General features: G+C 71.2%; 20 protein-coding genes and 1 riboswitch. Of the genes, 9 read left to right on the top strand and 11 right to left on the bottom strand.

What is annotated here, in order from left to right:
* The first annotated feature begins 17 nt into the window (after positions 1-17).
* A riboswitch (cyclic di-AMP (ydaO/yuaA leader) is annotated at positions 18-176 on the top strand.
* Positions 177-184: 8 nt separating this feature from the next.
* Positions 185-1,345 carry an NlpC/P60 family protein gene (locus tag ACFZBP_RS26170; RefSeq protein ID WP_391416526.1) on the top strand — a complete coding sequence of 387 codons (1,161 nt, stop codon included), beginning with the start codon at positions 185-187 and terminating at the stop codon, positions 1,343-1,345.
* Between the two features lie 317 nt (positions 1,346-1,662).
* Positions 1,663-2,688, top strand: coding sequence for a tellurite resistance/C4-dicarboxylate transporter family protein (locus tag ACFZBP_RS26165; RefSeq protein ID WP_391416524.1), 1,026 nt, complete (start codon positions 1,663-1,665; stop codon positions 2,686-2,688).
* Here the strand turns inward: ACFZBP_RS26165 and ACFZBP_RS26160 are convergent.
* Complete coding sequence (locus tag ACFZBP_RS26160; protein WP_391416522.1) at positions 2,666-3,019, bottom strand: hypothetical protein; 354 nt, start codon at positions 3,017-3,019, stop codon at positions 2,666-2,668. The two genes, ACFZBP_RS26165 and ACFZBP_RS26160, sit on opposite strands and share 23 nt — an antisense overlap.
* Before the next feature lie 532 nt (positions 3,020-3,551).
* On the opposite strand from ACFZBP_RS26160, the gene ACFZBP_RS26155 reads away from it, so the two are divergent.
* Positions 3,552-4,616 carry an NlpC/P60 family protein gene (locus tag ACFZBP_RS26155; RefSeq protein ID WP_391416520.1) on the top strand — a complete coding sequence of 355 codons (1,065 nt, stop codon included), beginning with the start codon at positions 3,552-3,554 and terminating at the stop codon, positions 4,614-4,616.
* Between the two features lie 37 nt (positions 4,617-4,653).
* On the opposite strand, the gene ACFZBP_RS26150 is transcribed toward ACFZBP_RS26155, so the two are convergent.
* Entirely contained in the window at positions 4,654-5,373 is a 720-nt protein-coding gene (locus ACFZBP_RS26150; RefSeq protein WP_383452423.1) for a LuxR C-terminal-related transcriptional regulator, read from the bottom strand.
* Positions 5,370-6,695 (bottom strand): PspC domain-containing protein, encoded by a 1,326-nt coding sequence (locus ACFZBP_RS26145; protein ID WP_383452421.1) that lies wholly within the window; start codon positions 6,693-6,695, stop codon positions 5,370-5,372. Before ACFZBP_RS26145 ends, ACFZBP_RS26150 begins: the two co-directional genes overlap by 4 nt.
* 143 nt (positions 6,696-6,838) lie before the next feature.
* Here ACFZBP_RS26145 and ACFZBP_RS26140 point away from each other — a divergent pair, with 143 nt between their 5' ends.
* Positions 6,839-8,230: a PspC domain-containing protein gene (locus tag ACFZBP_RS26140; RefSeq protein ID WP_391416517.1), complete on the top strand. Its 1,392-nt coding sequence runs from the start codon at positions 6,839-6,841 to the stop codon at positions 8,228-8,230.
* Entirely contained in the window at positions 8,217-8,441 is a 225-nt protein-coding gene (locus ACFZBP_RS26135; protein WP_391416515.1) for a hypothetical protein, read from the top strand. The genes ACFZBP_RS26140 and ACFZBP_RS26135 overlap by 14 nt, the downstream gene beginning before the upstream one ends.
* Here the strand turns inward: ACFZBP_RS26135 and ACFZBP_RS26130 are convergent.
* Together ACFZBP_RS26130 and ACFZBP_RS26125 are read right to left on the bottom strand one after the other, a co-directional pair.
* Complete coding sequence (locus tag ACFZBP_RS26130) at positions 8,432-8,962, bottom strand: TQO small subunit DoxD (RefSeq protein WP_391416889.1); 531 nt, start codon at positions 8,960-8,962, stop codon at positions 8,432-8,434. The genes ACFZBP_RS26135 and ACFZBP_RS26130 overlap by 10 nt on opposite strands.
* Before the next feature lie 447 nt (positions 8,963-9,409).
* Positions 9,410-10,690, bottom strand: coding sequence for a hypothetical protein (locus ACFZBP_RS26125; RefSeq protein ID WP_391416513.1), 1,281 nt, complete (start codon positions 10,688-10,690; stop codon positions 9,410-9,412).
* Between the two features lie 278 nt (positions 10,691-10,968).
* Between ACFZBP_RS26125 and ACFZBP_RS26120 the strand changes: the two genes are divergently transcribed.
* The gene (locus ACFZBP_RS26120; RefSeq protein ID WP_391416511.1) at positions 10,969-11,859 is read left to right on the top strand and encodes a DUF4429 domain-containing protein; all 891 of its coding nucleotides are present in this window, start codon (positions 10,969-10,971) and stop codon (positions 11,857-11,859) included.
* A gap of 132 nt (positions 11,860-11,991) precedes the next feature.
* Here ACFZBP_RS26120 and ACFZBP_RS26115 read toward each other — a convergent pair whose 3' ends face one another.
* Positions 11,992-12,798 (bottom strand): class II aldolase/adducin family protein, encoded by an 807-nt coding sequence (locus ACFZBP_RS26115; RefSeq protein ID WP_383452411.1) that lies wholly within the window; start codon positions 12,796-12,798, stop codon positions 11,992-11,994.
* Positions 12,799-12,981: 183 nt separating this feature from the next.
* On the opposite strand from ACFZBP_RS26115, the gene ACFZBP_RS26110 reads away from it, so the two are divergent.
* Positions 12,982-13,455, top strand: coding sequence for a pyridoxamine 5'-phosphate oxidase family protein (locus ACFZBP_RS26110; RefSeq protein WP_391416508.1), 474 nt, complete (start codon positions 12,982-12,984; stop codon positions 13,453-13,455).
* Positions 13,456-13,500: 45 nt separating this feature from the next.
* Here ACFZBP_RS26110 and guaA read toward each other — a convergent pair whose 3' ends face one another.
* Positions 13,501-15,078: a glutamine-hydrolyzing GMP synthase gene (gene guaA / locus ACFZBP_RS26105; protein WP_383452407.1), complete on the bottom strand. Its 1,578-nt coding sequence runs from the start codon at positions 15,076-15,078 to the stop codon at positions 13,501-13,503.
* Between the two features lie 343 nt (positions 15,079-15,421).
* On the opposite strand from guaA, the gene ACFZBP_RS26100 reads away from it, so the two are divergent.
* Positions 15,422-15,730 carry a chorismate mutase gene (locus tag ACFZBP_RS26100; RefSeq protein ID WP_383452405.1) on the top strand — a complete coding sequence of 103 codons (309 nt, stop codon included), beginning with the start codon at positions 15,422-15,424 and terminating at the stop codon, positions 15,728-15,730.
* A gap of 537 nt (positions 15,731-16,267) precedes the next feature.
* Here the strand turns inward: ACFZBP_RS26100 and ACFZBP_RS26095 are convergent.
* Positions 16,268-17,440 carry a hypothetical protein gene (locus tag ACFZBP_RS26095; protein WP_391416504.1) on the bottom strand — a complete coding sequence of 391 codons (1,173 nt, stop codon included), beginning with the start codon at positions 17,438-17,440 and terminating at the stop codon, positions 16,268-16,270.
* 252 nt (positions 17,441-17,692) lie between these two features.
* Between ACFZBP_RS26095 and ACFZBP_RS26090 the strand changes: the two genes are divergently transcribed.
* Positions 17,693-18,736: an LPXTG cell wall anchor domain-containing protein gene (locus ACFZBP_RS26090; protein ID WP_391416502.1), complete on the top strand. Its 1,044-nt coding sequence runs from the start codon at positions 17,693-17,695 to the stop codon at positions 18,734-18,736.
* 95 nt (positions 18,737-18,831) lie between these two features.
* Here ACFZBP_RS26090 and ACFZBP_RS26085 read toward each other — a convergent pair whose 3' ends face one another.
* From ACFZBP_RS26085 to ACFZBP_RS26075, 3 genes are all read right to left on the bottom strand, one after another.
* Positions 18,832-20,649 (bottom strand): GMC oxidoreductase, encoded by a 1,818-nt coding sequence (locus tag ACFZBP_RS26085; protein ID WP_391416499.1) that lies wholly within the window; start codon positions 20,647-20,649, stop codon positions 18,832-18,834.
* 48 nt (positions 20,650-20,697) lie between these two features.
* Positions 20,698-22,311, bottom strand: a complete 1,614-nt coding sequence (locus ACFZBP_RS26080) for a succinic semialdehyde dehydrogenase (RefSeq protein WP_391416497.1) — start codon at positions 22,309-22,311, stop codon at positions 20,698-20,700.
* A 133-nt stretch (positions 22,312-22,444) separates the two neighbouring features.
* Positions 22,445-24,130: a protein kinase gene (locus tag ACFZBP_RS26075; protein ID WP_391416494.1), complete on the bottom strand. Its 1,686-nt coding sequence runs from the start codon at positions 24,128-24,130 to the stop codon at positions 22,445-22,447.
* Positions 24,131-24,133: the final 3 nt, after the last annotated feature.

Below are 24,133 nucleotides of genomic sequence, written 5' to 3'. Positions count from 1 at the left end.
GCGAACGTCGCCGGGCCGCGCGGCCTCCGCCGAGTCCGGTAAGCCCCCTGGGCCCCGGAGCCGGGGACCCACCGAACTTGGGGTGAATCGGCCGGACTTCCGAGCCGTAGGGCAACCCTTCCGAACCACCCGCCCGAACCCGACAGCTAACTCGGTAGGCGGAGCACGGAAGGAGTCGCCTCCCTTGGCGTCGCACCGCAAGTCGCGTCCCGCAGGTACGCGCGTAGCAGGCATACGGACCCCCGCGCTCGCCACGGCGGCCCTCACCTCCGTGGCCCTGCTGTCCCAGACGGCCAACGCGAACCCGTCCACGGACGACAAGCCGAGCCTCGAAGAGGTCGAGAAGAAGGTCGACGACCTCTACCGCCAGGCGGAGTCGGCGACCGAGAAGTACAACGCGGCCAAGGAGAAGACCGCGAAGCAGCGCAAGCGCGTCGACACCCTCCTCGACGACCTCGCCCAGCGCACCCAGACCCTCAACGACGCCCGCGAGGAACTCGGCCGCAACGCCGCCGCCCAGTACCGCACCGGCGCGGCCGCCCCCGACACGGCCACCTTCCTCCTCGCGGACACCCCGCAGGACTACTTCGACCAGTCCCAGCTGATGGACCGCATGACGGGTCGTCAAAAGGAAGCGGTCGACGACTACTTCACGCAGCAGTCCGCGACCATGAAGAAGCGCCAGGAGGCCACCCGGAGCCTCGAGACGCTCACCGAGTCGCAGAACGACCTCCAGGCCGCCAAGACCACCGTCCAGACGAAGCTCGCCGACGCCCGCGAACTCCTGTCGAAGCTGACGGCCGAGGAGAAGGCCCGCCTCGCCGCGATCGAGAAGCGCAAGCAGGAAGAGGCCGCCCGCAAGGCAGAGGAACTGGCCCGCCAACAGGCAGAGGCCGAGCGCCAGCGCCAAGAGGCGGCACAACAGCAGGAGACCACCGAGCCGTCCGACTCCTCCTCATCGAACTCCTCCTCGGACTCGTCGTACGCCACCAAGGCCGAAAAAGCCCTGGCCTTCGCCCGTTCCCAAATAGGCAAGCCGTACGTCTGGGGCGCCACCGGCCCCGACTCCTACGACTGCTCCGGCCTCACCCAGGGCGCATGGAAGGCCGCCGGCGTCGACATCCCCCGCGTCACCTACGACCAGGTCAACGCCGGCACCACGGTCCCCCTCTCCAGCGCCCAGCCCGGCGACCTGGTCTTCTTCTACGACGACGTCACCCACGTAGGCATCTACATCGGCAACGGCATGATGATCCACGCCCCCAAGCCCGGCGCGTACGTCCGCGAGGAGTCGATCTACTACGACGGCGAGTCAGCGATCCACAGCGTCGTACGCCCGGCGTAGCCGCACACGGCGGCAAGGAGACGCGTCGGGGGCCCGCCCGCAGCGGCGGGCGTCAACAAACAGCACCTCTGAAGTCACGGCAACCGCCCGACCGAGGACGGACACCCCCCGGCGCGGCCCCGCCCCCGTCCGCCCCCAGGCGCGACGCGAAACCCTACTCCCCGCGACAGGCCGCCGCAGGCATCCCGACCCAACCACCGAAGGACCCGCAGGCACCCCGCCGAACCGCCGGGGGCACCCGCGGGCATCCGGCCAACCGCCGGAGGCACCCGGCGTGCCCCACCCTCCAACCTCCACCCCCCTCCTAGCATCGACCCATGTCCGCCACCACCACCCCCACATCCCCCCTCCACACCTGGTGGTCGCGGCGTCCCCCCACAGCCGGCGCCGCAGTCATGGCGACCGGCATCCTGTCGGTCACCCTGCACCAGACCGGCTACGAAACCCTCTCCCGCATCGCCCTCGCCCTGGCCTCCGTGACCTGGCTCGCCCTCGCCGCCGACTTCACCGCACGCCTCCTGTGGGACCGCGCGAGGTGGGTGAAGGAGGCGGCCACCCCGGCCGCCCTGACCGCCATCGCCGCGACGACCGTCCTGGGCACCCGCTTCAGCGTCCTCGGCTGGCAGACCCTCGCCAAGGCCCTCCTGGCCCTCGCGGCCGTCCTCTGGCCGGGCCTCCTCATCGCCGTGGTACGCCACTGGCACCGCGGGATGCCGGGCACCGTGTTCCTGGGCTGCGTGGCCACGGAGGGCCTGGCCGTCCTGGGCGCGACGCTCGCCGTGACCGAGGCCTCGGCATGGCTCGCCCACGCGGCCCTCGTACTGTTCTGGCTCGGCCTGGTGCTCTATGTCGTCGCCCTGACCCGCTTCGACCTACGGCAGGTGGCCGACGGCGTCGGCGACCACTGGGTGGCGGGCGGCGCCCTCGCCATCTCCGCGCTCGCCGGCTCGAAGCTCTTCGCCGCCGACAGCGCCCGCCTGTACCTCTGGAACGACGACGACACCAGCACCCTGCACACGGTGACCGTCGCCCTGCTGGTCCTGGACCTGGCCTGGTACGCCGCCCTGCTGCTGGCCGAGATCGCCTGGCCACGGCCGCGCTACGACATACGGCGTTGGGCGACCGTGTTCCCGCTCGGCATGACGGCCGCGGCGACCCTCTCCGTCGCCGCCGCCCTGGACGTCCCCTGGCTCGAGGGCCCCGGCGAGGCGCTGATGTGGATCGCGGTGGCGGCCTGGCTGGCGGTCACGGCAGGCGCGGTCTGGGCGTACGCCCCCGGCTCCACCACGGGAGCCGGAGCCAGGACCGCTGGGACGGACGTCACGTCCACAACACGGCGATGAAGATGTTCGCCACGGTCAGCAGCCCCACCACCCCGAACAGCCGCTTGTCCACCGTCTCCTCGTCCCGCTTCACGTACACGAGCCCGAGGATCACGACCAGCAGCGCAAGCTTCACGCCGATCTTGACGTTGTCGACGGGCTGGTCGTCCGCCTGATTGAGGCCGACGAGGATCACCCCGGTGACCAGCATGGTCAGCGCGCCGTGCAGCATCGCGGGGACGAACCGGGCCGTGCCCTGGCCCATCGCCTTCATCTGAGTGAGGAAGCCACCGAGCAGCGCGGCGATACCGACGATGTGCAGGCCGACGAAAAGGTGGATGAGTACGTCCATGACGCCGGAGCCTAACCAGCCCGACGGACACCCCCACCACCGCACCCCGCCATCGAGCCCACCCCTCTCGATCATGCATATATGCGCCCCTTAGCACCCGATCGCCTCACCCCGCCCTCCATTCCGCCACATCGGTCAGCACACAGCGTGAACATGACGTCCCCAACCCGGGATCACGCTCACTTACGGTCATCTCCCGGTCTGCTCCCGGCACTTCCGCACAACGCGTTACCGGACCGACACACAGAGGTTTAGCGTCCTCCACCAGGTGACCGGCTCCCCACCGCCGCCCGGGCCAGGGGCGGCAGTCGGACACCACCGCCGAGAAAGTCCGGCGGCGGCCCGCTCCCCCTGTGCAGGCCGCCGCCGGACGCGTAACCCGCCCCCGGGCAGCCGTACGTCCGCACCCCCAGGCGCTCGTACGCCCACCGCTCCCCCGGGGCGGCCCGCTCCCTCCGGGAACGGTCGTACGGCCACCGCCCCGGTGGACGTACGGGACGAGGCGGTCGTACGAAAGGACGTGCAGGTCCACGTGGCAGCGCACCGAAAGCCCCGTCAGCGCTCGGCCGGCGGCAGTACGGCCCGCACGGCATGGACGATCGCCCTGGCGGGCGCGGCGACGGCGACGGGCTTCGACGGGACGGGACATGCCGAGCCACAGCTGACTCCGGCGCAGGTGAAGGCGAAGGTGGACAAGCTGTACCAGGAGGCGGAGGTCGCGACCGAGAAGTACAACGGGGCGAAGGAACAGGCGAACGCGGCCGAGCGGCGGATCAGGACGCTTCAGGACGAGGCCGCCCGCAAGACGGAGAAGCTCAACTCGGCGCGGGAGGCGCTCGGTTCGATGGCGGCGGCGCAGTACCGCGACGGCGGCCTCGACCCTGCACTCCGACTCGCCCTCTCCGCCGACCCCGACCGCTACCTCGACGGAGCGGAGTTCGCCGAACGCACCGGCAACCGCCAGGCGGCCTCCGTCGCGAGCGTCCGCAGCCAACTGCGCGAGATCGAGCAGTTGCGCGGGGCGGCGCACATCGAACTGACCTCGCTGAAGTCCCGGCAGGCGGAACTGCAACGCCACAGCAGGACGATCAACGGCAAGCTGGACACCGCCCGCACCCTGCTCGCCCGGCTGACCACCGAGGAACGCGACCGGCTCCAGGCGAACGGCACGGACCGCGCCGCCCGCTCCTCGACCGGCAGCCGCGACGCCCTGACGGCCCCCGGCTCGGCCACGGCCCAGGCCCCCAACGCCCGCGCGGCGGCAGCCGTTTCATACGCCTACTCAAAGCTCGGCAGCCCCTACGTCTGGGGCGCGACCGGCCCGGACGCCTTCGACTGCTCCGGGCTCACCCAGGCCGCCTACCGCTCGGCCGGTCTCTCCCTCCCCCGCACGACCTACGCCCAGATCGACGCCGGCCGCCGCGTCTCCCGCTCCGAACTGCTCCCGGGCGACCTGGTGTTCTTCTACTCCGGCATCAGCCACGTGGGCCTGTATATCGGCAACGGCCAGATGATCCACGCCCCGAACCCCTCGGCCCCGGTCCGGGTGGCCCCGCTCGACGAGATGCCGTTCGCCGGGGCCACACGGGTCGCGTGACCTGGGGGCCCGACACCCCGGCGCACCGGGGCCGGGCTCACACCAGACGCCGCGCCGTCGCCCACCGTGTCAGCTCATGCCGGTTGGACAGCTGGAGCTTGCGCAGCACCGCCGACACATGCGACTCGACCGTCTTGACGGAGATGAACAGCTGCTTGGCGATCTCCTTGTACGCGTACCCCCGCGCGATCAGCCGCAGTACCTCCCGCTCGCGCTGGGTGAGCCGGTCGAGATCCTCGTCGACCGGCGGCGCGTCCGTCGAGGCGAAGGCGTCCAGGACGAACCCGGCGAGGCGCGGCGAGAACACCGCGTCGCCGTCCTGGACCCGGAAGACGGAGTCGACCAGGTCGGTGCCGGTGATCGTCTTCGTCACGTACCCGCGCGCACCACCCCGGATCACCCCGATCACGTCCTCCGCCGCGTCCGAGACGGACAGGGCGAGGAAGCGGACGGGCTGCTCGGCGTCGGCCATCAACGGGGCGCAGCGGCGCAGGACTTCGACCCCGCCGCCACCCGGGAGGTGCACGTCGAGGAGGACGACCTCGGGCCGTGTCGCGGTGATGACGGTGACCGCCTGGTCGACGTCGTCGGCCTCCCCGACGACCTCGACGCCGGTCTGCTCGGTCCGGCCGATCTCGGCCTGGACTCCGGTACGGAACATGCGGTGGTCGTCGACGAGGACCACGCGCACATGCCGCTCGACCGCGCTCGCGCCGGTCGACTCCACAGGCTCGTTCGCCTCGGTCGGGTCGCTCATGACGTCTTCTCCGCCCTCTCCATCTCCAGCTCGACCTCCGTACCGCCGTCGGGCACCGCCCGGAGCCGGGCCGTCCCGCCGTTGCGCTCCATACGGCCGATGATCGATTCTCTGACGCCCATGCGGTCGGCGGGTATCGAGTCGAGGTCGAAGCCCGGACCGCGGTCCCGGACGGACACGAAGACGGTCTTTCCCTCCACCTCGGCGTAGACCTGCACGGCGCCGCCCTCGCCACCGTACTTGGCGGCGTTCACCATCGCCTCGCGCGCGGCTTGCATCTGTGCGGCGATTCTCTCGTCGAGCGGGCAGTCGCCGACGACCACGACCTCTATGGGGACACCGTGCTTGTCCTCGATCTCGGCGGCGTTGCGCCGCACCGCGTCGGCGAGGTTGGCGGGTTCGTCGGCCTCCTCCTTGCCGGTGCCCTCGGGTTTGTAAAGCCAGGTGCGCAGGTCGCGCTCCTGGGCGCGGGCGAGGCGGCGGACCTCGTTGGCGTTCTCCGCGTTGCGCTGGATCAGGGTCAGGGTGTGCAGCACCGAGTCGTGGACGTGCGCGGCGACCTCGGCGCGCTCCTGGGCGCGGATGCGCATCAGACGTTCCTCGGACAGGTCCTGTGTCATCCGGACCAGATACGGGCCGGCGAGGAGCGTTATACCGACGAGCACCGCCAATGCCGCCTGAAGGACTGAGCCGAGGTGGGCGGCGGAGCCCTGGAGGACGAAGATGCCGGAGACACCGGCCGTGACCAGCACGACGCCGCCGGCGGCACGCAGCAGGGTGAGGGTGCGCCTGCGTCGGCCGACCTCCATCCAGCGGGCCCGCCGGGAGTTGTCCGCCTGGCGCCAGACCAGGGCGACGCCCGCGCCGACGAGCACGGCGGGCAGGAGGTAGGCCTTGGCGCCGCTGCCCAGGTCCACGCTGCCGACGAAGACCATCGCCACCACGACCATGAGGAGCAGTGCGACGATCTGCCCCTTGTCCGGCTTGCGGGCGACGAGTCTGCGCCGCCCGTCGGGTGCGGTCTCGGTGGCGAAGGGGGACGGCCGCTGCGCGCCGACGCCGCCGACGCCGAGCGGCACGAAGAACCAGAACGCGGCATACAGCAGCGCACCCAGCCCGTCCGCCATGAACAGACCGACGAAGACGAGTCGCACCCAGATCACGGGCAGGCCGAGATGCCCGGCGAGCCCCCGCGCCACGCCCCCGAGCCAGCGTCCGTCGCTGCTGCGGTAGAGCTTGCGCGGCGGCCGCGGTTCGACGAGTGGCGCTGCTGCGGCTTCCGGCATGCCATCGATGTTCACACGGTCGGAGCACCGGGGCATCAGGGTCGACCCCCGAGACTCCCCTGATCTTCGACATCCGCCGCGTCGAACACTTCCCCCGCCCCCTCCTCAGGGCCGATATCAGGGTCCGACCAGGGTCATTCCGACTCCCGCCGGACCGACCCGCCCGTCACCATGGACACATGACAGATCACCAGCCCGCCGCGGACTCCGTGCCCGAGCCGGACGCCGTGCCCACCGCGGGCACCACGTCCGGCCCGGCAGCCGCGTCCCAGCAAGCGGGCGTGGAAGCGGAGGCACTCGACCCGCCGCACAGGTTCCGGCGCGACCGTCGGCACAAGATGCTGGCCGGCGTGTGCGCCGGACTCGGGCGGCAGTGCGACATGGACCCGGTGATCTTCCGGATCACCCTCGCCGTGCTCTCCGCGACCGGTGGCATAGGTCTCCTCTTCTACGGCTTCGCCTGGCTCTTCGTCCCGTACGACGACGAGGACGAGAACGAGGTGCGCAAGCTGCTGACCGGCCGCGTCGACGGCCAGGCGCTGACGGCCGTGCTGTTCGCGCTGGTCGGCTGCGGCGTTTTCCTGACGCTGCTGAAGAACGGCGGTGTGCTGGCCTTCGCCGTCGTCCTCTCCCTCCTCGTCGCGGGCGCCGGCTACTGGTCCCGGCACCGCGGCACCCCCGACCCCGACCCGCTCGCCGCCCAGGCCGTCGCCGACGCCCCACCCGAGGCCCAGGCCCCACCGGTCCCCGCCGCCTACCCCTCCTGGTGGCGCGACCCCATCGTCAAGGACGGCACCCACGAGGGCGGCACCGGCTATCTCTGGGGCCCTCGCGACTCCCACGACCGCGATGTCGCGGCGGCCGTCACCATCGGCCTCGGCACCTGGAGCAGCCGCGGGGACATACGGGCCCGACGCCCGCAGCCGCCGAAGCCGCGCGGCCCTCGCTGGATCGGCGGCTGGGTGTTCCTGCTGGCCCTTCTCGCGGGAGCCCTCGGCACCAACGCGACCTGGGACGACCACGCCCTCGGCACCAGCCTCCAGACCGGCCTGGCCTGCGCGCTGCTCGTCCTCGGCCTGGGCATAGCCGTCAGCTCGTTCCTGGGCCGTACAGGAGCGGGCTCCATATTCCTGGCGATCGTCACCGCGGGCCTGCTGGCCGCCTCGGCGGCACTTCCCAAGGACATCAGCACCCACTGGGTCGAGCGGAACTGGAGACCGGCGGCCGTGGCGGAGGTACAGCAGCAGTACGACCTCGGCACAGGCGTCGGCACCCTGGATCTGACTGACCTGGATGTCGCTCAGGGCCAGACGTTGACCACCGGAGCGGACGTGGGCGTGGGCCGCCTGAAGGTGATCGTCCCCGACGACATGACCGTGCGGCTGAGCATCGACGTAGGAGTGGGAGACATCCAGCTGCCGGGCGACGACCAGCAGGACGTGGACGTGGCACCGGGCAAGCACAAGGAACTCACGCTGACACCGCCCACGGGCACCAAGGAGGCGGGCACACTGGACCTCGATCTGAGCGTAGGCGTGGGACAGGCGGAGGTGAGCCGTGCTACGTCATGAGTTCCAGCCCGGCAGGCTGGTCGCCGGCGCCTTCCTGACCATCACGGGCGTCATCTACGTCGGGGACGCGGGCGGCGCCTGGGAGACACCCTGGTTCGTGGTGATCCCCCTGGTCATGGGCGGCCTCTGCCTGGCAGGTGCGGTAGGAGTCCTGACCCGAGGGATACGCAAGCGCGGCGTCGCGGATCCCCACCCTCCCGACTACCGATAACCGCCCGCCCTCTGCCGTCGCCGCCCACGCAACGCCGCGTCCACGGACAGCATGGGGGCGCCCGCCAGCACGAGAGGCAGCCAGGCCATCAGATAGGCCAGGTCATTGCCGTAGTAGTAGGGATCGGAGGCCCAGCTCACCGTCAGCCACAGGCTCAGCGAAATCAGCGCCCCACCGAGCGCCGCCAGTCGGGCGAACAGCCCGATCAACGTCCCGATCCCGACGGCCACCTCGCCGAAGGCAATGGCGTAGCCGAACCCGACGGGATTCTTCATAGCCATGTCCACCATCGCCGGAATGGCCGACGAGTCACGAACGGCACGCATCATGTCCCCGACCGACCCCGCACCGGAGTCCTTCATAAAGGCGCTGTCGGTCAGTTTGTCCAGCCCGGCATAGATAAAGGTGACGCCCAGAAAGACGCGCAGCGGAAGCAACGCGTACCGGGAAGCCGTATCCCGCCAATTCCGGTCGCCGTCGAGATAAGGGGAGTGCGTGTCCGAATGCATACCGTGAGTCATCGCCCGTAGCCGCCTCTCGCCCGCCATGCCGTGACCCCTCAACAGACGATACGTACGCAAGGCCCGCGCCGCTCACCTGTCCCAGCCCCGTATTCTCCGACCACCCCCGCCCAAGGGAAACCCCGCGGAGGCATGGAAGCCCGACGAGAAGCCCCCACGGCCCCGCACTCGCCCACGGCGGGAAGGGGACGTGTCGGGGGGTGTCCGCCCGCAGAGTCCGGTGTCAAGACACGGCCCCCTCCTGGCAGTACGTGACCACCGGACCGAGGACGGACACCCCCCGGCACGGCCCCGCCCCACAGCGCACCCAGGCGCTACGCACCCCACTCACCGCAACGGGCCGCCGTAGGCATCCCCGACCCCACCGCCGGAGGCACCCGCAGGCATCCCCCGCCCCACCGCCGGAGGCACCCGCAGGCATCCCCCGCCCCACCGCCGGAGGCACCGTCACTCGGTCACATCGATCGCGTACCGATTGGTCTCCACCCCCACCGCACTCACCACCTGCACCTCCACCCGCCCCGGCTCCACATCCGCCGGCACCGGCACCGTGAGCACCGCGTCGGTCGGATTGCTGAAGCCCCCGTTCACCGGCACCAGCGGCACCCGCACATGCACGGCCCCGATCCGCACCACCATCCGGGACAACCGGTCCGCCCCCTGCGCCCCCGGCGGGACGAACCCGGCTCCTCGGATCTCGATGTCGTCCCCCGTACGGATGGGCGCGTCCAGGTCACCGGCCTCCCGCGCCCGCACCACCGAAAGGATCACCGGCCGACCCCCCTCGGCGTACTTCCCGGCCAGATACGTCGCCGCGGAGACCAGCACGACCACCGCCAGCCCCCACGGCAGGTCCGGCAGCTGATCCGGCCGCCGAGCCAACCGCACCGCCGCGAACAGCAGCGCCACCCCGCCGATCACGACGTACTGGATGTCGGCGAACGCACCCCGCCCCGCGTCGTCCGTCAGCAGGTCCGCCGCCCGGGGCCGATGGGCCCGAACCTTCTGCAGGCGCTGCCCGAGCACCCGCACCCCGACGACCCGCCGCACCAGCACCGCGATGGCACAGACCACGGCGAGCACGGTCACCACGCCGGCACCGCGCCCGAGTTCGAGACCGGCGATCAGCGCGTCGCGCTCATGGTGCCCGGACGCCGCCGCGAGCTGACCGACCAGCACCAGCACGGCGTAGGCCACGAACAGCACCCAGGCCGCGGCCACCACACGCGACGTGGACAGCCGGTTGTCCTCACCGATGACCGGGGCCAGCGCCCCGCCGCGCGCCCGGTGGAACCAGGACGCGGCCGTGAGCGCCGCTGCCGTCACCAGCGCCGCCAGCAGCCCCGCCGTACGCGCCGACGTCCACCCCGTGCCGATGGCCGTGAATGCCTGCACCAGCAGCAGCGCGACGACGAGGCCCCAGACGACGGCCGTCGTGCGCGACCACAGCCGGGCCAGCCAGGCCTCCCCCTCGGCGCGCCCCCGCTCGGCGACGAGTTCCGCCGACTGTGTCAGTTCCTCGGAGACCCACTGCCGGGAGGCCGAGGCCGAGTGGGCCACCGCGGCGGGGAGTCCTTGACCGGCCGCGAATTCGTCCCGTTTCAGCAGGAATTCGGCGACCGCGCGCCGATGCCCCGCCCGCGCCCCGTGCGGACAGTCCCCGCAGGTGCAGCCACCCCCGTGCGCGCCCACCGCCGCGCTGCCCTGTCCAGCCTCCTGCACCGCCACGCCCGACGCCCGCCTTCCCGAAAACCCTCATGCCCTGGTGCCCCATGGCCTATGACCTCATGGCCTTATAGCCCCACAGCCCCACGATCGGCAGCCCGATCTCAGATACCGGCCACGGCCGAATCGGGCCCCGGCCGCACCACCGACCACCGCCGCCGCCAACTCACGTACGGCGACAGCGAATTGTGCCGTAGTCCAGGCACGATCCGCCCGGCAGGTCGGTTCGACGCGAGTGACGACAGGGCTCTCCGTGTTGACCCGGCTGCGAGAATTTCCCCATGGCCGAGATCATCCAGCGCGACGGGACCTGGGCCTTCGACGGCACGACGGTCCGGATCACGCCGGGACTCCACCGCTCCGTGCCGCTGTTCCGGCAGACCTACGGAGAGATCGCCGTCCCCCTCGAAGCGGTCGCGAGCATCGTCTTCGAGCCCGAACGCAAACGCGGACGGCTACGGATGCGGCTGCGTGAGGGCGCCGACCCGCTGCTCCAGGCGACCGGCGGCCGGCTGCCCGACACGGCGGATCCGTACCGGCTGGCGGTGGACGCCGACCGTGCGGGGGTCGCCGAGTACGTCGCCGAGGAGATCCGCCACGCACTCCTCCTGGACCAGATCCCCAAGGAGCCGACCAGGACGTATCTCCTCCCCGGCCCACCGGTCCCGGTCTCCGTCCGCTCCTCCGACGGCACGGTCTCCTTCGACGGCAGCCAGGTGCGGATCGACTGGTCCGACACCTCCGACCGGGTCAAACGGGCGACGGGCCCGCGCATCATCGGCATGGGCGACCTCGTCCAGGTCGAGTGGCTGCCGAACTCCGGTCACGAGGACGGCTTCCTGCGGTTCGTGACCCGGGAGACGGTGTTCTCCCAACTGCCGCCGGAGAAGGACCCGTACGCCCTCGACCTGTGGGGCAGCGTCCGCCGGGACCTGCTCACCGCCCTGGTGGCCACCGCGGTCGCCGCCCGCCTGCCGCACCCGTCCACCCGCCCCGGCATCGACTCCGCCGACCGCGCCCGACCCACGGCGTCCGTCCCGCCGCCCCAGGCCGCCGACCACCACGACGTACTCCTGCGCAGACTGCGGGAGTTGGGCGAGCTGCACCGCGACGGCGTCCTCACGGACGAGGAGTTCACGATGACGAAGGCGGCAGTCCTGCGAGGCTTCTGACCGCGGCCAGGAGTCCCTCACCGCGGCCAGGGGTCCTCACCGCGGCCAGGGTGCCCCTCACCTCGCCCAGGGCCACAGGCCTGCCCAGCGCCACAGGCGTCGCCCAGGGCTACGCCCCGGCCCTTCCCTCCGTCAGCTCAGCAGATCCGGCTCGCTCCGGCTCACGTCCTGCCACAGCGGCTGGTAGTTGATCCACGCCACCAGATCACCGCCGAGCTGCTCCCGCGTCGCCACGGCCTGCCGGTGGTCGATGAGCACGGGACGCCCCGCGGCCCGGGCCGTCAGCTGGACCTGGCTGGACCGTTCCATCGACAGGAACCACCAGGCCGCCGCGTCCACCGAGTCGCCGACGGTCAGCAGGCCGTGGTTGCGCAGGACGAGGGCCTTGCGGGAGCCGAGCGCGGTGGCGATCCGGCGGCCCTCAGTCGCGTCGACGGCCACGCCCGAGTAGGCGTCGTAGAGGGCGTGGTCCTCGTAGAAGGCGCAGCTCTCCTGGGTGATCGGGTCCAGGAGCTCCCCGAGCGCCGCGAGCGCCCGCCCGTGCACCGAGTGGCAGTGGGCGACGGCGACGACGTCCGGGCGGGCGGCGTGGACCTGGGAGTGGACGGTGAACGCCGCCTGGTTGACGTGGTACCGCCCCTCGATCACCTGACCCTCGGAGTTGGCGAGGACCAGGTCACTGACCGTGACGTGCTTGAACGGCATCCCGAACGGGTTCACCCAGAAGCAGTCGCTGAACTCGGGATCGCGCGCGGTGATGTGCCCGGAGACCCCGTCCTCGAAGCCGAGCCGCCCGAAGATCCGCAGCGCGCCCGCGAGCCGTTCCCTGCGGTGCCGGCGCTCGTCCTCGACGGATTCGTGCATGGGCGGCATCGCGAACTGCAGCCGGTCGGTCGGCAGCGGCGAGGGCGGAGTGGGCCCGAGGGGCGTCCCGTGCATGTGTCCTCCCGCACTGGGTTGCTTACGGGGCGGAAGTTACCGGCGGTCAGCGCAGGAGAACAGAGATGTTCTGTAAAGATCCCGCCCCCGAAAGCCCGGGACCGCCCCCTCAGACCCGGGATCGCGACTTCCCCACCCGCAATCCAGACAGCGGATGTCGGATATCGACGCGACACTCACCGTATGACAGCGAACTGGGCCACCTTCACCGAGGCCGAACCCGATCTCGCCCGCACCGCCGAGGAACGCTTCGGTGCCTTCACCCACCATGTCCTCGCCACCCTCCGCAAGGACGGCTCGCCCCGCACCACCGGACTGGAGGTGCGCTTCCTGAACGGCGAGCTGTGGCTCGGCATGATGCCGGACTCGCTCAAGGCCCTCGACCTGCGCCGCGACCCGCGCTTCGCGCTCCAGGCGAACCCCGGGGAGGGGCAGTCGATGGGCGGCGGGGACGTACGGGTCTCCGGGCGGGCGATCGAGGTCGAGGACCCGGCGCAGAAGGCCGCGTACGGCGAAGAGGTGGAACCGCCGGAGCCGTTCCACCTCTTTCGTACCGAGCTGACGGAGGTCGTGCGGACCTACGTCGAGGAAGACAAGTACCTGGTCGTCCAGGTCTGGAAGCCCGGCGAGCCGTTGCGCACGATCAAGCGCAGCTGAGCCCCTTCACAGCCCGAACCCTTCACCGGAAGGGCCGTGAAGGGCCTACTCCCACTCGATGGTGCCCGGCGGCTTCGAGGTCACGTCGAGGACGACCCGGTTGACGTCGCGCACCTCGTTGGTGATCCGCGTCGAGATCTTCGCCAGGACGTCGTACGGCAGCCGCGACCAGTCGGCGGTCATGGCGTCCTCGGACGAGACCGGCCGCAGGACGATCGGGTGGCCGTACGTCCGCCCGTCACCCTGTACGCCCACGCTGCGGACGTCGGCGAGCAGGACCACCGGGCACTGCCAGATGTCGCGGTCGAGGCCGGCGGCCGTGAGCTCCTCGCGGGCGATGGCGTCGGCCTCGCGGAGCAGGTCGAGCCGCTCCTTGGTGACCTCGCCGACGATCCGGATGCCGAGGCCGGGGCCCGGGAAGGGCTGGCGCTGGACGATCTCCTCCGGCAGCCCGAGCTCCTGGCCGACCATCCGGACCTCGTCCTTGAACAGCTTGCGCAGCGGCTCGATCAGCTGGAACTCGAGGTCCTCCGGCAGCCCGCCCACGTTGTGGTGGGACTTGATGTTGGCCGTGCCGGTGCCGCCACCGGACTCGACCACGTCGGGGTAGAGCGTGCCCTGGACGAGGAACTCCACGGCCGGACCCTCGTCCGCGATGATCTCGGCCTGGGCCTGCTCGAAGACCCGGATGAACTCGCGGCCGATGATCTTCCGCTTCTCCTCGGGGTCCGAGACCCCGGCGAGCGCCTTGAGGAACCGCTCCTCGGCGTCGACGACCTTCAGCTGGACGCCGGTCGCGGCCACGAAGTCCTTCTCGACCTGCTCGGTCTCGCCCTTGCGCATCAGGCCGTGGTCGACGTACACGCAGGTCAGCTGGGACCCGATGGCCTTCTGGACCAGCGCCGCCGCCACGGCGGAGTCGACGCCGCCGGAGAGGCCGCAGATGGCGCGCTTGTCGCCGACCTGCTCGCGGATCGCGGCGACCTGCTCGTCGATGACGTTGCCGGTCGTCCAGTCCGGCGTGAGGCCCGCGCCGCGGTACAGGAAGTGCTCCAGCACCTGCTGGCCGTGCGTGGAGTGCATGACCTCGGGGTGGTACTGGACGCCGTAGAGCTTCTTCTCGTCGTTCTCGAAGGCGGCGACCGGGACGACGTCCGTGGAGGCCGTGACGGCGAAGCCCTCGGGGGCGGCGGAGCAGGCGTCGCCGTGCGACATCCACACATGCTGCTCGGCCGGGGTGCCCTCGAAGAGGGTGGAGGACGACTTCGAGACGTGCAGGTCGGTGCGGCCGTACTCGCGGGCGCCGGTGTTGTCGACGGTCCCGCCGAGGCTCTGCGCCATCAGCTGGAAGCCGTAGCACATGCCGAAGACGGGGACGCCGGCTTCGAAGAGCGCGCGGTCGATCCGGGGGGCGCCCTCCTCGTACACGGACGAGGGGCCGCCGGAGAGGACGATCGCCGCCGGGTTCTTGGCGAGCATCTCGGCGACCGGCATGGTGCTCGGCACGATCTCGCTGTAGACCCGGGCCTCGCGGACACGACGGGCGATGAGCTGGGCGTACTGCGCACCGAAGTCGACGACCAGGACGGTGTCGGTGGCGGCGGCGGGGTTCGCTGATGACACGGGTTGCCTTCCGGCGGTGAGCGAGGTGTGTGTGAGGCCGAGTCTACCGGGCTCGGCGGAGGCCCTCCGGGGTCGAAGCCGGTCTCACCATGCGAACCCTCTTGGACACCCGTCGGCGGCACGGCATACTGACGCCATGCTCACGCACCAGACCTTCCTCTTTACCTATGGCAACCGGCCCACCGGCTGCCATGGTCGTGCTGCTTGAGCAACTGACAAGCGACTTCCCAGGCGCCCCGGGCCGACAAGGTCCGGGGCGCCTCGCGTTTTCCGGATCCTGCCGCTCCGGGGCACCGCACTCGTCCAGCCCCATCAGCCCCATCCAGCGAGGAGCCCCCCCGAGATGACGACCACCGCAGCAGAGAAGACCGCGACCGCGGCGGAGAAGACCGGCGCGCACACGCCCGAGGCCGCCGGCGTGATCACCGGCGCCCGGGAACGCATCGACGCACTCGACGACCGGATCATCGGCCTCATCCAGGAACGCATGGCCGTCTCGGCGGTGATCCAGGAGGCGCGGATCACGTCGGGCGGCCGGCGCGTGAACCTCTCCCGTGAGATGGAGATCCTCAACCACTACAGCGAGGCGCTGGGCAAGCCGGGCACCTCGCTGGCGATGACGCTGCTGGAGCTGTGCCGCGGCCGGATCTGAATCCACGTTCCGGGGACAGACGTACGCATCCCCTCTCACTCGTACGGAGCGTGACGCCTCCCGGGCCCCTTCGTTGGTACCGGTGTCCGTGCCAGCCAGGGGCGGGCCCGAAAGAACCACGCGTGGCTCGCTGGGGCGATGAGGCGTACGGATCGTGTCGTACGCCGTGGGACCTCGCTCCAGGAAGGTGACCGGACGGCAGGGGACAGCAGCCCGGTCACTCAAGAGAAGGTCGGCTCCGGGGACGCCCGGGGCCGACCGGCGGGGAGGGCGACAGGGAGTGCGAGGCCCGGGACGGAGTACAAGGCAGGGTCGAGCGGTTGCGGTGGCCCCGTCCGTCCAGCACGATGCGTGAGAAGCGCCTCGGTCCCCTCGACCATCCAGGCGCACCCCGACCATGACCAGCGGCGCGACCCCCCGGCGCCGCTCCGCAGGCACCGACGCTGCCCTGACGTCGGTGCTGACGAAAGAAGGGCCCCGCGGCTCCGTCCCGCGGGGCCCTTCTCATGTCCGGTCGCCCGACGGCCGGGCGACGCCTCAGGTGCGGGAGACGGTGCCGCATCCCTCCGCGCGGTCCGCGTCGATGTCCTTGCTGCGGTCGTACGGGTCCGTGGTCGGGCCGGTGGGGGGTGCGCCGGTGGGCGCCGTCGAGTCGAAGTGCGGATGCAGGTACCCGTCGTACACGTCGCAGGCCGAGTTGCCGATCTCCTGGTCGTAGCGCAGGACGGCGATCTTCCCGGAGGTGACCTGGTACCTGGTGGGGTCGGACAGCTCGGTGTCGACGACCCGGCGGATGATGGTGCGGGCCACCTCGGTCGAGCCCTCGCGGACGAGCGGGTAGACGAAGGTGTAGTCGGCGTGTACGACGACGGAGGCGTGTTCACCCGCCTTGAACGTCATGCGGCCCCGCGTCTTGACGACGGCACCGGCGAGTCGCACCTCGTCGGGGTCGAAGCGGCTGAACATCGAGAGCGGGTCGTGGTCCTTGTCCGGCTTGCGCAGCGCGGTGGTCAGCAGGTCGAGCAGTTCCGTCTGGCGGGGCTCGATGACGCCGAGGGCGGTTTCGGGGCGTTCGCCGCGGAGCGTGGCCGGGTCGAGGTTGGCGTCGACCAGGAGCTTTCTGGTCTGTCGCAGTGCCTGCTCCACCTGGCCCTTGGACAGCGTGCCGACCGGGGTGGCCTTCGGCAGGGCGATGCCGGCCTCGCCGTCGGCCCAGCGCTCGGCAGGCGATCCGGCGAACGGCCGGGCCACGGTCGGGACGGCCGGGTCGGCGGCGCCGGGCGCGGCCGTCGGGGCGGCGGTCTCCGCCGGGAGCGGGGACGCGGATACGCCCTGCGGGGAGGAGTCCGCGGTGCCGAACGGGTCGCCCGGTATCAGCGAGGGCCGTACCGCCACGACGGCGACGGCCACGGCGAGCGGCACGCCGAGGATCGCCCACCGGCGGCGGCGCCGGGCTGCCCGCCCGTCCATCTCCTGCCAGGCGGGTCCGGTACGCCAGCCGGGCGGCAACTCGCCCCGCGCCTCCTGCTGTCGCAGCCGTTCGGTGACCATGCGGGCGCGGGCGGAGGGTTCCTTCGGGGCGGAGGCGGCTTCGCGTTCGGCGTCCTCGACGAACTTCTTCCACTCGTCGTCGGATATGGACGAGGACGGGCCGGCTCCCTCGCCCTCGTCCGCACCGGATCTGGGCCCCTCTGACGGTCTGTCGGCCATGCCTGTCGCTCTCTCTCGATCTGTCGTGGGGCAGCTGAGCGTACGTCAGGCCTCGGACATCGCTCGGGGCCGCCGGGACCGATGAGAGATGTGACGCAGGGCACATAAGAAATCCGTTAGTGAAGGCACAACCATTCACAGCCGTCACTGATCAAACCCTGCGAACCAAGGGCCACACCCGCGCCCCACACGCGGAGGCCTCCCTGACACGCGTGCCGCGACATCGCGGCACTCCGGACTTTCGAGGTCTTCATGAAGCTTCGCCGTGCCCTGGCCGCCGCGGCCACGACGGCCGTCATAGCGCCGATCGCGCTGCTGTCGGCGCCGGCCGCGTTCGCCACTGGCGAGACGCCGACGCCGACTGCGTCGGAGAGCACGCCGGCCGCCGAGGAGTCGACCCCCGCGGCCGAGGAGAGCACTCCCACCGCCGAGGAGTCCACCCCCGCGGCCGAGGAGAGCACCCCCGCCGCCGAGGAGTCCACCCCCGCGGCCGAGGAGAGCACCCCCGCCGCCGAGGAGTCCACCCCGGCCGCCGAGGAGAGCACGCCGGCTCCCGAGGAGAGCAACCCTGAGGACCTTCCGTACTGCGAGGAGGTCGACGAGGACTTCGCCGAGGAGGCGCTCGAGACCGAGGTCAGCGCCCTGCCGGGCAAGATCGTGGCGGGCAGCGGTTGGCACTCCTTCTTCCTGAAGGTCACCAACACCTCCGACGTCACGCTCAAGGACGTCGCCTTCTACGCCGAGGTCGAGAGCACCAAGTACTGGGAGACCTGGAAGCCGACCCTCAGTCCGTACGTCGACCTCCAGTTCCGCAACCCCAGCACGAATGCCTGGGAGAGCATCGAGGGCGAGGACGGCCTGGCCGGTGCCTACTTCTGGGGCACCGACACGATGAAGCCCGGCGACTTCAACAAGATCGACCTGCGGGTGAACATCCACAAGGGTGCCCCGGCCGGTGAGTCCTACCACTTCGGCACCGGTGCGTACGTCGACAACATCAACGGCGAGGACTGCATCGCCGAGGGCTTCGGCGACGGCTGGTTCTTCGACGTCCTGCCCGCCGGCTCGTCGAACGAGAACCCGGGCGAGGCCGAGCCCGGCGCCGAGAAGCCCTCGACCGGGGCCGAGGAGAAGCCGCAGGGAGGCGTCAGCGAGCAGCCCGTCACCGGCAGCCTCGCGCAGACTGGCTCCAGCTCAGACATGCCGGCCATCGCCACCATCGGTGGCATCGCCATTGTCGCCGGTGCCGGCGTCATGTTCGCGATGAAGCGTCGTCGGAGCGGTGCGGAGGCGTAAGCCTCACCAGAGCTCCACGCAAGACAGCGAAGGACCTGCGCTCGGAGGGGGGCGCAGGTCCTTCTCTGTTTTCGCGACGCGTCCAGCGGCGTCGCCTACTGCTTCGGCGGCACCGCCGGCATCCCCAGGAACGGCAGCCGCAGGGCGCCGAACGCCTCCGTCGGGACGGCCGGGGACAGGGGTTCCACCGGCTTGAGGCGTTCGTACGCGGAGCCCTGGGCGGGGCGCGGGTCGGCCTCGCCCTTGTTGGGCCAGTAGGACATCGCGCGTTCGGCCTGTGCGGTGATCGTCAGGGACGGGTTGACGCCGAGGTTGGCCGAGACCGCGGCTCCGTCGACGACCGAGATGCCGGGGTGGCCGTACAGCCGGTGGTACGGGTCGATCACGCCGGTCTCGGGTGAGTCGCCGATGGGGCAGCCGCCGAGGAAGTGGGCGGTGAGGGGGGTGCCCATGAGTTCGCCGACGTTGGAGCCGGCGAAGCCGTTGATGTCGGCGGCGATGACCGACGCGGCCTGGGAAGCGGCCTTGATCTGCTTGGGGTTGGGCGCGCCGTGGCCCTGGCGGGCGGTCAGCAGGCCCTTGCCGACGCCGTCCTGTTTCAGGTACGTCGTCAGCGAGTTGTCCAGGGACTGCATCACCAGGCCGATGATGGTCCGCTCCGACCAGCGGCGGTTGGAGAGGGAGCGGAGGACGAGGAGGGGGTGGCGGGCCGCGTTCGCCAGCCAGCCACCGACCCGCGAACGGCCTTCCGCGTAGGGGACCTGGAGGATCGACAGGCCGCCCATCGAGTTGGAGCCCCTGCCGTAGCGGACCGGCTCGATGTGGGTGTTCTCGTCCGGGTGGATGGACGACGTGATGGCCACCCCGCGGGTGAAGTCGACCTTCGGCTCGCCCGTCGCCTTGCGGTAGCGCCGGTTGTCGGTCTGCGCGCCGACCAGGGCCTCGGAGTTGGTGCGGGTCAGTTCGCCCAGCTTCGGGGAGAGGTACGGGAGTTGGCCGCCCGCCTTCATGCGGTGCAGCAGGGTCTGGGTGCCGTACGTGCCGGCCGCGATCACCACGCGGCGGGCCTTGAACAGCCGGTCCCCGCCCTTCTTCCGGCGGTCGGTCGGCAGGGTCGCCACCGCGTAGCCGCCCTGCGAGTCGTCCGTGACGGAGACGACGGTCGTCAGGGGGTGGACGACCGCGCCGGCCTTCTCGGCGAGGTAGAGGTAATTCTCGTTGAGGGTGTTCTTCGCGCCGTGGCGGCAGCCGGTCATGCACTCGCCGCACTCCGTGCACGCCCTGCGCGCCGGTCCCGCCCCGCCGAAGTACGGGTCGGCGACCTCCTGCCCGGGCTCGGCCTGTGCCTTCCCCTCGGCGTCCTTGCCGTCGCCGAAGAAGACGCCGACCGGCGCCATGTGGAAGCTGTCGCCGACGCCCATCTTCTCGGCGGCCGCCTTGAGGTGGACGTCGGACGGGGTCATCGTCGGGTTGAGCCGTACGCCGAGCATGCGCTGGGCCTGGTCGTAGTACGGCTTCAGCTCCTCCTGCCAATCGGTGATGTCCCGCCACTGGGGGTCGTCGAAGAAGGCCTTCGGCGGTACGTAGAGGGTGTTGGCGTAGTTGAGGGAGCCGCCGCCGACGCCGGCGCCCGCGAGGACCATGACATTGCCGAGCAGGTGGATGCGCTGGATGCCGTACATGCCGAGCTTGGGGGCCCAGAGGTAGTTCTTGAGGTCCCAGGAGTTCTTGGGGAGGGTCTCGCGGGTCCAGCGGCGGCCGGCCTCCAGGACGCCGACCCGGTAGCCCTTCTCGGTCAGGCGGAGCGCCGTCACGGAGCCGCCGAAGCCCGACCCGACGACGATGACGTCGTAGTCGTATCCCTCGTGATCCGAGCCTTCGCCCTGTTTCTGGGCAGAGTTCTCCTGTGACACGTGCTCTCCTCGTTGAAAGCGGTGGTGCGGCGGCTGGAAGGCCGGGCTCTAGCGGAAACGGAACGCCTTCATCAGCCGGAGGCTGCGGCTCATGAACTGCGCGTACTTCTCGTCGTCCATCCCCAGCGACGGCGCCATCGGCAGCAGCCGCTGCTGGGCGACCGTCTGGGCCTCCGTGTACTTGAGGATGCCCTCGGAGCCGTGGCGACGGCCGAGGCCGGAGTCCTTCATGCCGCCCATCGGGGACTGGACGCTGCCGTAGGCGGGGGCGTAGCCCTCGTTGACGTTGACCGTGCCGGTGCGCAGGCGGGCGGCGACCGCGCGGCCGCGGCTGCCGTTCTTCGTCCAGACCGAGGAATTGAGGCCGTACGGCGTGGAGTTGGCGTGTTCGACCGCCTCGTCCTCGGTCTTGAAACGGTAGATGGAGACGACCGGGCCGAAGGTCTCCTCGGCGCAGACGCTCATCTCCGGCTCGACGCCGTCGAGGATGGTCGGCTCGAAGAAGTACGGGCCGATGTCGGGGCGGGCCACACCGCCGGCGACGAGCTTCGCGCCCTTCTCGACCGCCTCCTCCACATGCCGGGTGACCGTCTCCAGCTGGCGCTCGCCCACCAGGGAGCCCATGTCGGCGCCGTAGGCGAGGGACTTGCCGAGCCGCATCGCCTTGGTGCGGGCGGCGAAGCGCTCGACGAAGGCGTCCGCGATCGACTCGTGGACGTAGAGCCGCTCGATGGAGATGCACAGCTGGCCTGCGGAGGAGAAACAGGCGCGGACGGCGCCCGCGGCGGCCTTCTCCACGTCGGCGTCCTCGAGGACCAGCATGGCGTTCTTGCCGCCGAGTTCCAGGGAGACGCCGACCAGGCGGGCGGCGGCGCCCTGGGCGACCTGGCGGCCGGTGCGGGTGGAGCCGGTGAAGGAGACGTAGTCGGCGTGCCGGACGACCTCGGGGCCGACGACCGGGCCCTCGCCGAGCACGACCTGGAAGACGTCGGCGGGCAGACCGGCCTCTATGAGCAGGTCACGGGCCCAGAGGGCGGTCAGGCAGGTCTCCGTGTCAGGCTTCATGACGACCGCGTTGCCCGTGACGAACGCCGGGAGCGCGTCGCCGACGGAGAGCTCCAGGGGGTAGTTCCAGGGGGCGATCTGGCCCACGACGCCGCGCGGGTGGCGCAGTTCGGTGACGCGGGTGAGGGTGGGCATGGCGCCCGCGTGCCGCTTGGCCTTGAGGTAGGCGGGGGCCTTACGCCCGTAGTGGCGGGCCGCGACGGCTACGGCCTGGACCTCCTCGTGGGCGTGCAGCCGGGCCTTGCCGGTCTCCAGCTGGATGAGGTCGAGGACCTCGGCCTGGCGTTCGAGCAGCAGGTCGTGGAAGCGGAGCAGGACGGCGGCCCGCTGCCGTACCGGGACCTGCGCCCAGACGGCCTGGGCCAGGCGGGCCGCCTCGAAGGCCTGGCGTACGTCCTCGGGCGTCGACTCGGGCAGGTCGGCCAGCTTCTCGCCGGTGAACGGCGTGTGGTTGGCGGTGCGACCGGAGCCGACCACGCCCTTGGTGAGCTGGGCCACCAGCTCGGGGGTGACCACGTCGGCTGCGGTACGGGCGCCCTCCGGGGCGGGGGCGAGGGGGTTCGTGCCGGTCTTGGCCGGGGCCTGCGCGTCCGTCATGAGGCGCAGGGTATGCCGGAGTGCCGGGCTTTGTGTACCCGTCGGTAACGGGGATTCACCGAGTGCTCACATGCCGCCAGTGTCCACTGGCAACGAATGTGCTGATCAGGGCGTTGCCGGGGTCGGTGCCGGGTCATTCGATCTCGAGTCGGTCACGGGCGCCCTTGAAGACGGCGGTGCCTTCCTTCTCCCGAGCGGTTCCCTTGGGCATCTTGACGCGCAGTGCGTACAGGCGGGCGTCGTCGGTCTTGACGAACAGCTCCATCACCCGGGTCGGGACGTCGCCGTCCCGGTAGGTGGTGTCGGCGAGGACGGCGTCGTAGCCCTGGAAGCTGGTGTCGTTGTACTGGGTGCCTGCCCTGTCGTCCGTCAGTTTCCAGTAACCGGAGTGCAGGCCCGCCTGGCTCCTGACCGGCTCGGCGACCTTGTCCCACCGGGTGAGCCGGACGCTGACGCGGTCGCCCTCGTAGATCACGAGCCGCGGCTCGTCGGTGGGGCCGGCCTGGCGGTGGAACAGCTCGTACCGGCTCGGCACGGACAGGACGGCGTCCAGCTTCTCCTCCCGGTGACTGGTCCAGGTGAGGGGAGCCGGGGTGGGGGCGGAGTGCCTCGCCCTGCCGTCGTCGTTGTCGTGGCCGACGAGGAAGGAGGAGGTGGTGAACCAGGTCCCGCCGACCAGGAGGACGCCGAGGACGGCGGCCGGGACGGTGCGCAGCGGCCAGGGACGGCGCCGGGGGCCGGAGGGGGCCGCGGGAGATGCGGTCGCCTCCGGGTCAGGGGTTCCGTCGACGGCTTCGGCCTTCGGCTCGGGCTCCGGCCCGCCCTTCTCTCCGGACGCCGCCTCGTTCCTCAGCCGTACCGTCCCCGAGTCCTCCGCGAACTCCCGCAGCCCTGAAGCGTCCTGTGACTCCTCCTCTGCCGAACCCCCGGAGGGCACCGGCAGCGGCCACCCTTCCACCACCGCCTCCAGCACCGCCCCGACCTCGTCCGCGCCGGGCCGCCGGTCGGGGTCCTTCACCAGCAGGCGCACGAGCAGCGACCCCAGCGGTCCCGCCTGCTTCGGCTCGGGCGGGTCGGCGGCGAGGATCGCGGCGAGCGTGGACTCCAGGGTCGTACGGCGGAACGGGGACCAGCCCTCCACGGCGGCGTACAGGAGGACGCCCAGCGACCACAGGTCGGAGGCGGGGCCTGCGCCTCGGCCGGACATCCGTTCGGGGGCGATGAACTCCAGGGAGCCGACGAACTCGCCGCTGACGGTGAGCGACTCCTCGCCCTGGATGTGGGCGATGCCGAAGTCGGTGAGGACGACGCGGTGGTGGGGGTCCCCCCGCTCGAGCGAACTCGAGAGTGGGGGAGGGCCGAGCAGTACGTTGGCGGGCTTGACGTCGCGGTGGACGATGCCGACGGCGTGCGCGGCGCGCAGGGCGCCGAGGACGGCGAGGCCGATCCGGGCGGCCTCGGTCGCCCCCAACGGGCCGCGCCGCAGCAGTTCGTGCAGGGACTCGCCGCGGACCAGCTCCATGACGATCCAGGGCAGGCTGTCCTCGACGACGACGTCGTGGATGGCTACGGCGGCCGGATGCTCGACGCGGGCGGCGGCGCGGGCCTCACGGTAGAGCCGGTGGGCGGCGCGCTGACGGGCCTCGTCCTCCGGGTCGCCGGGCAACCTAGGCTGTTTGACGGCGACTTCGCGGCCGACCAGTTCGTCGGACGCCCGCCAGACGGTGCCCATGCCGCCGGAGCCGATGCGCTCGATCAGGCGGTAACGCCCGCCGATCACACGCCCGTTGGGAGCGGGGCGGGCACCGTCTTCGTTCATGTG

Origin of the sequence: Streptomyces sp. NPDC008086 (assembly GCF_042957325.1) — a bacterium.
In the GTDB taxonomy this organism is placed as follows: domain Bacteria; phylum Actinomycetota; class Actinomycetes; order Streptomycetales; family Streptomycetaceae; genus Streptomyces.
The sequence above is the reverse complement of the archived record's forward strand: the minus strand, read 5'-3'. Positions and strand labels throughout refer to the sequence as shown.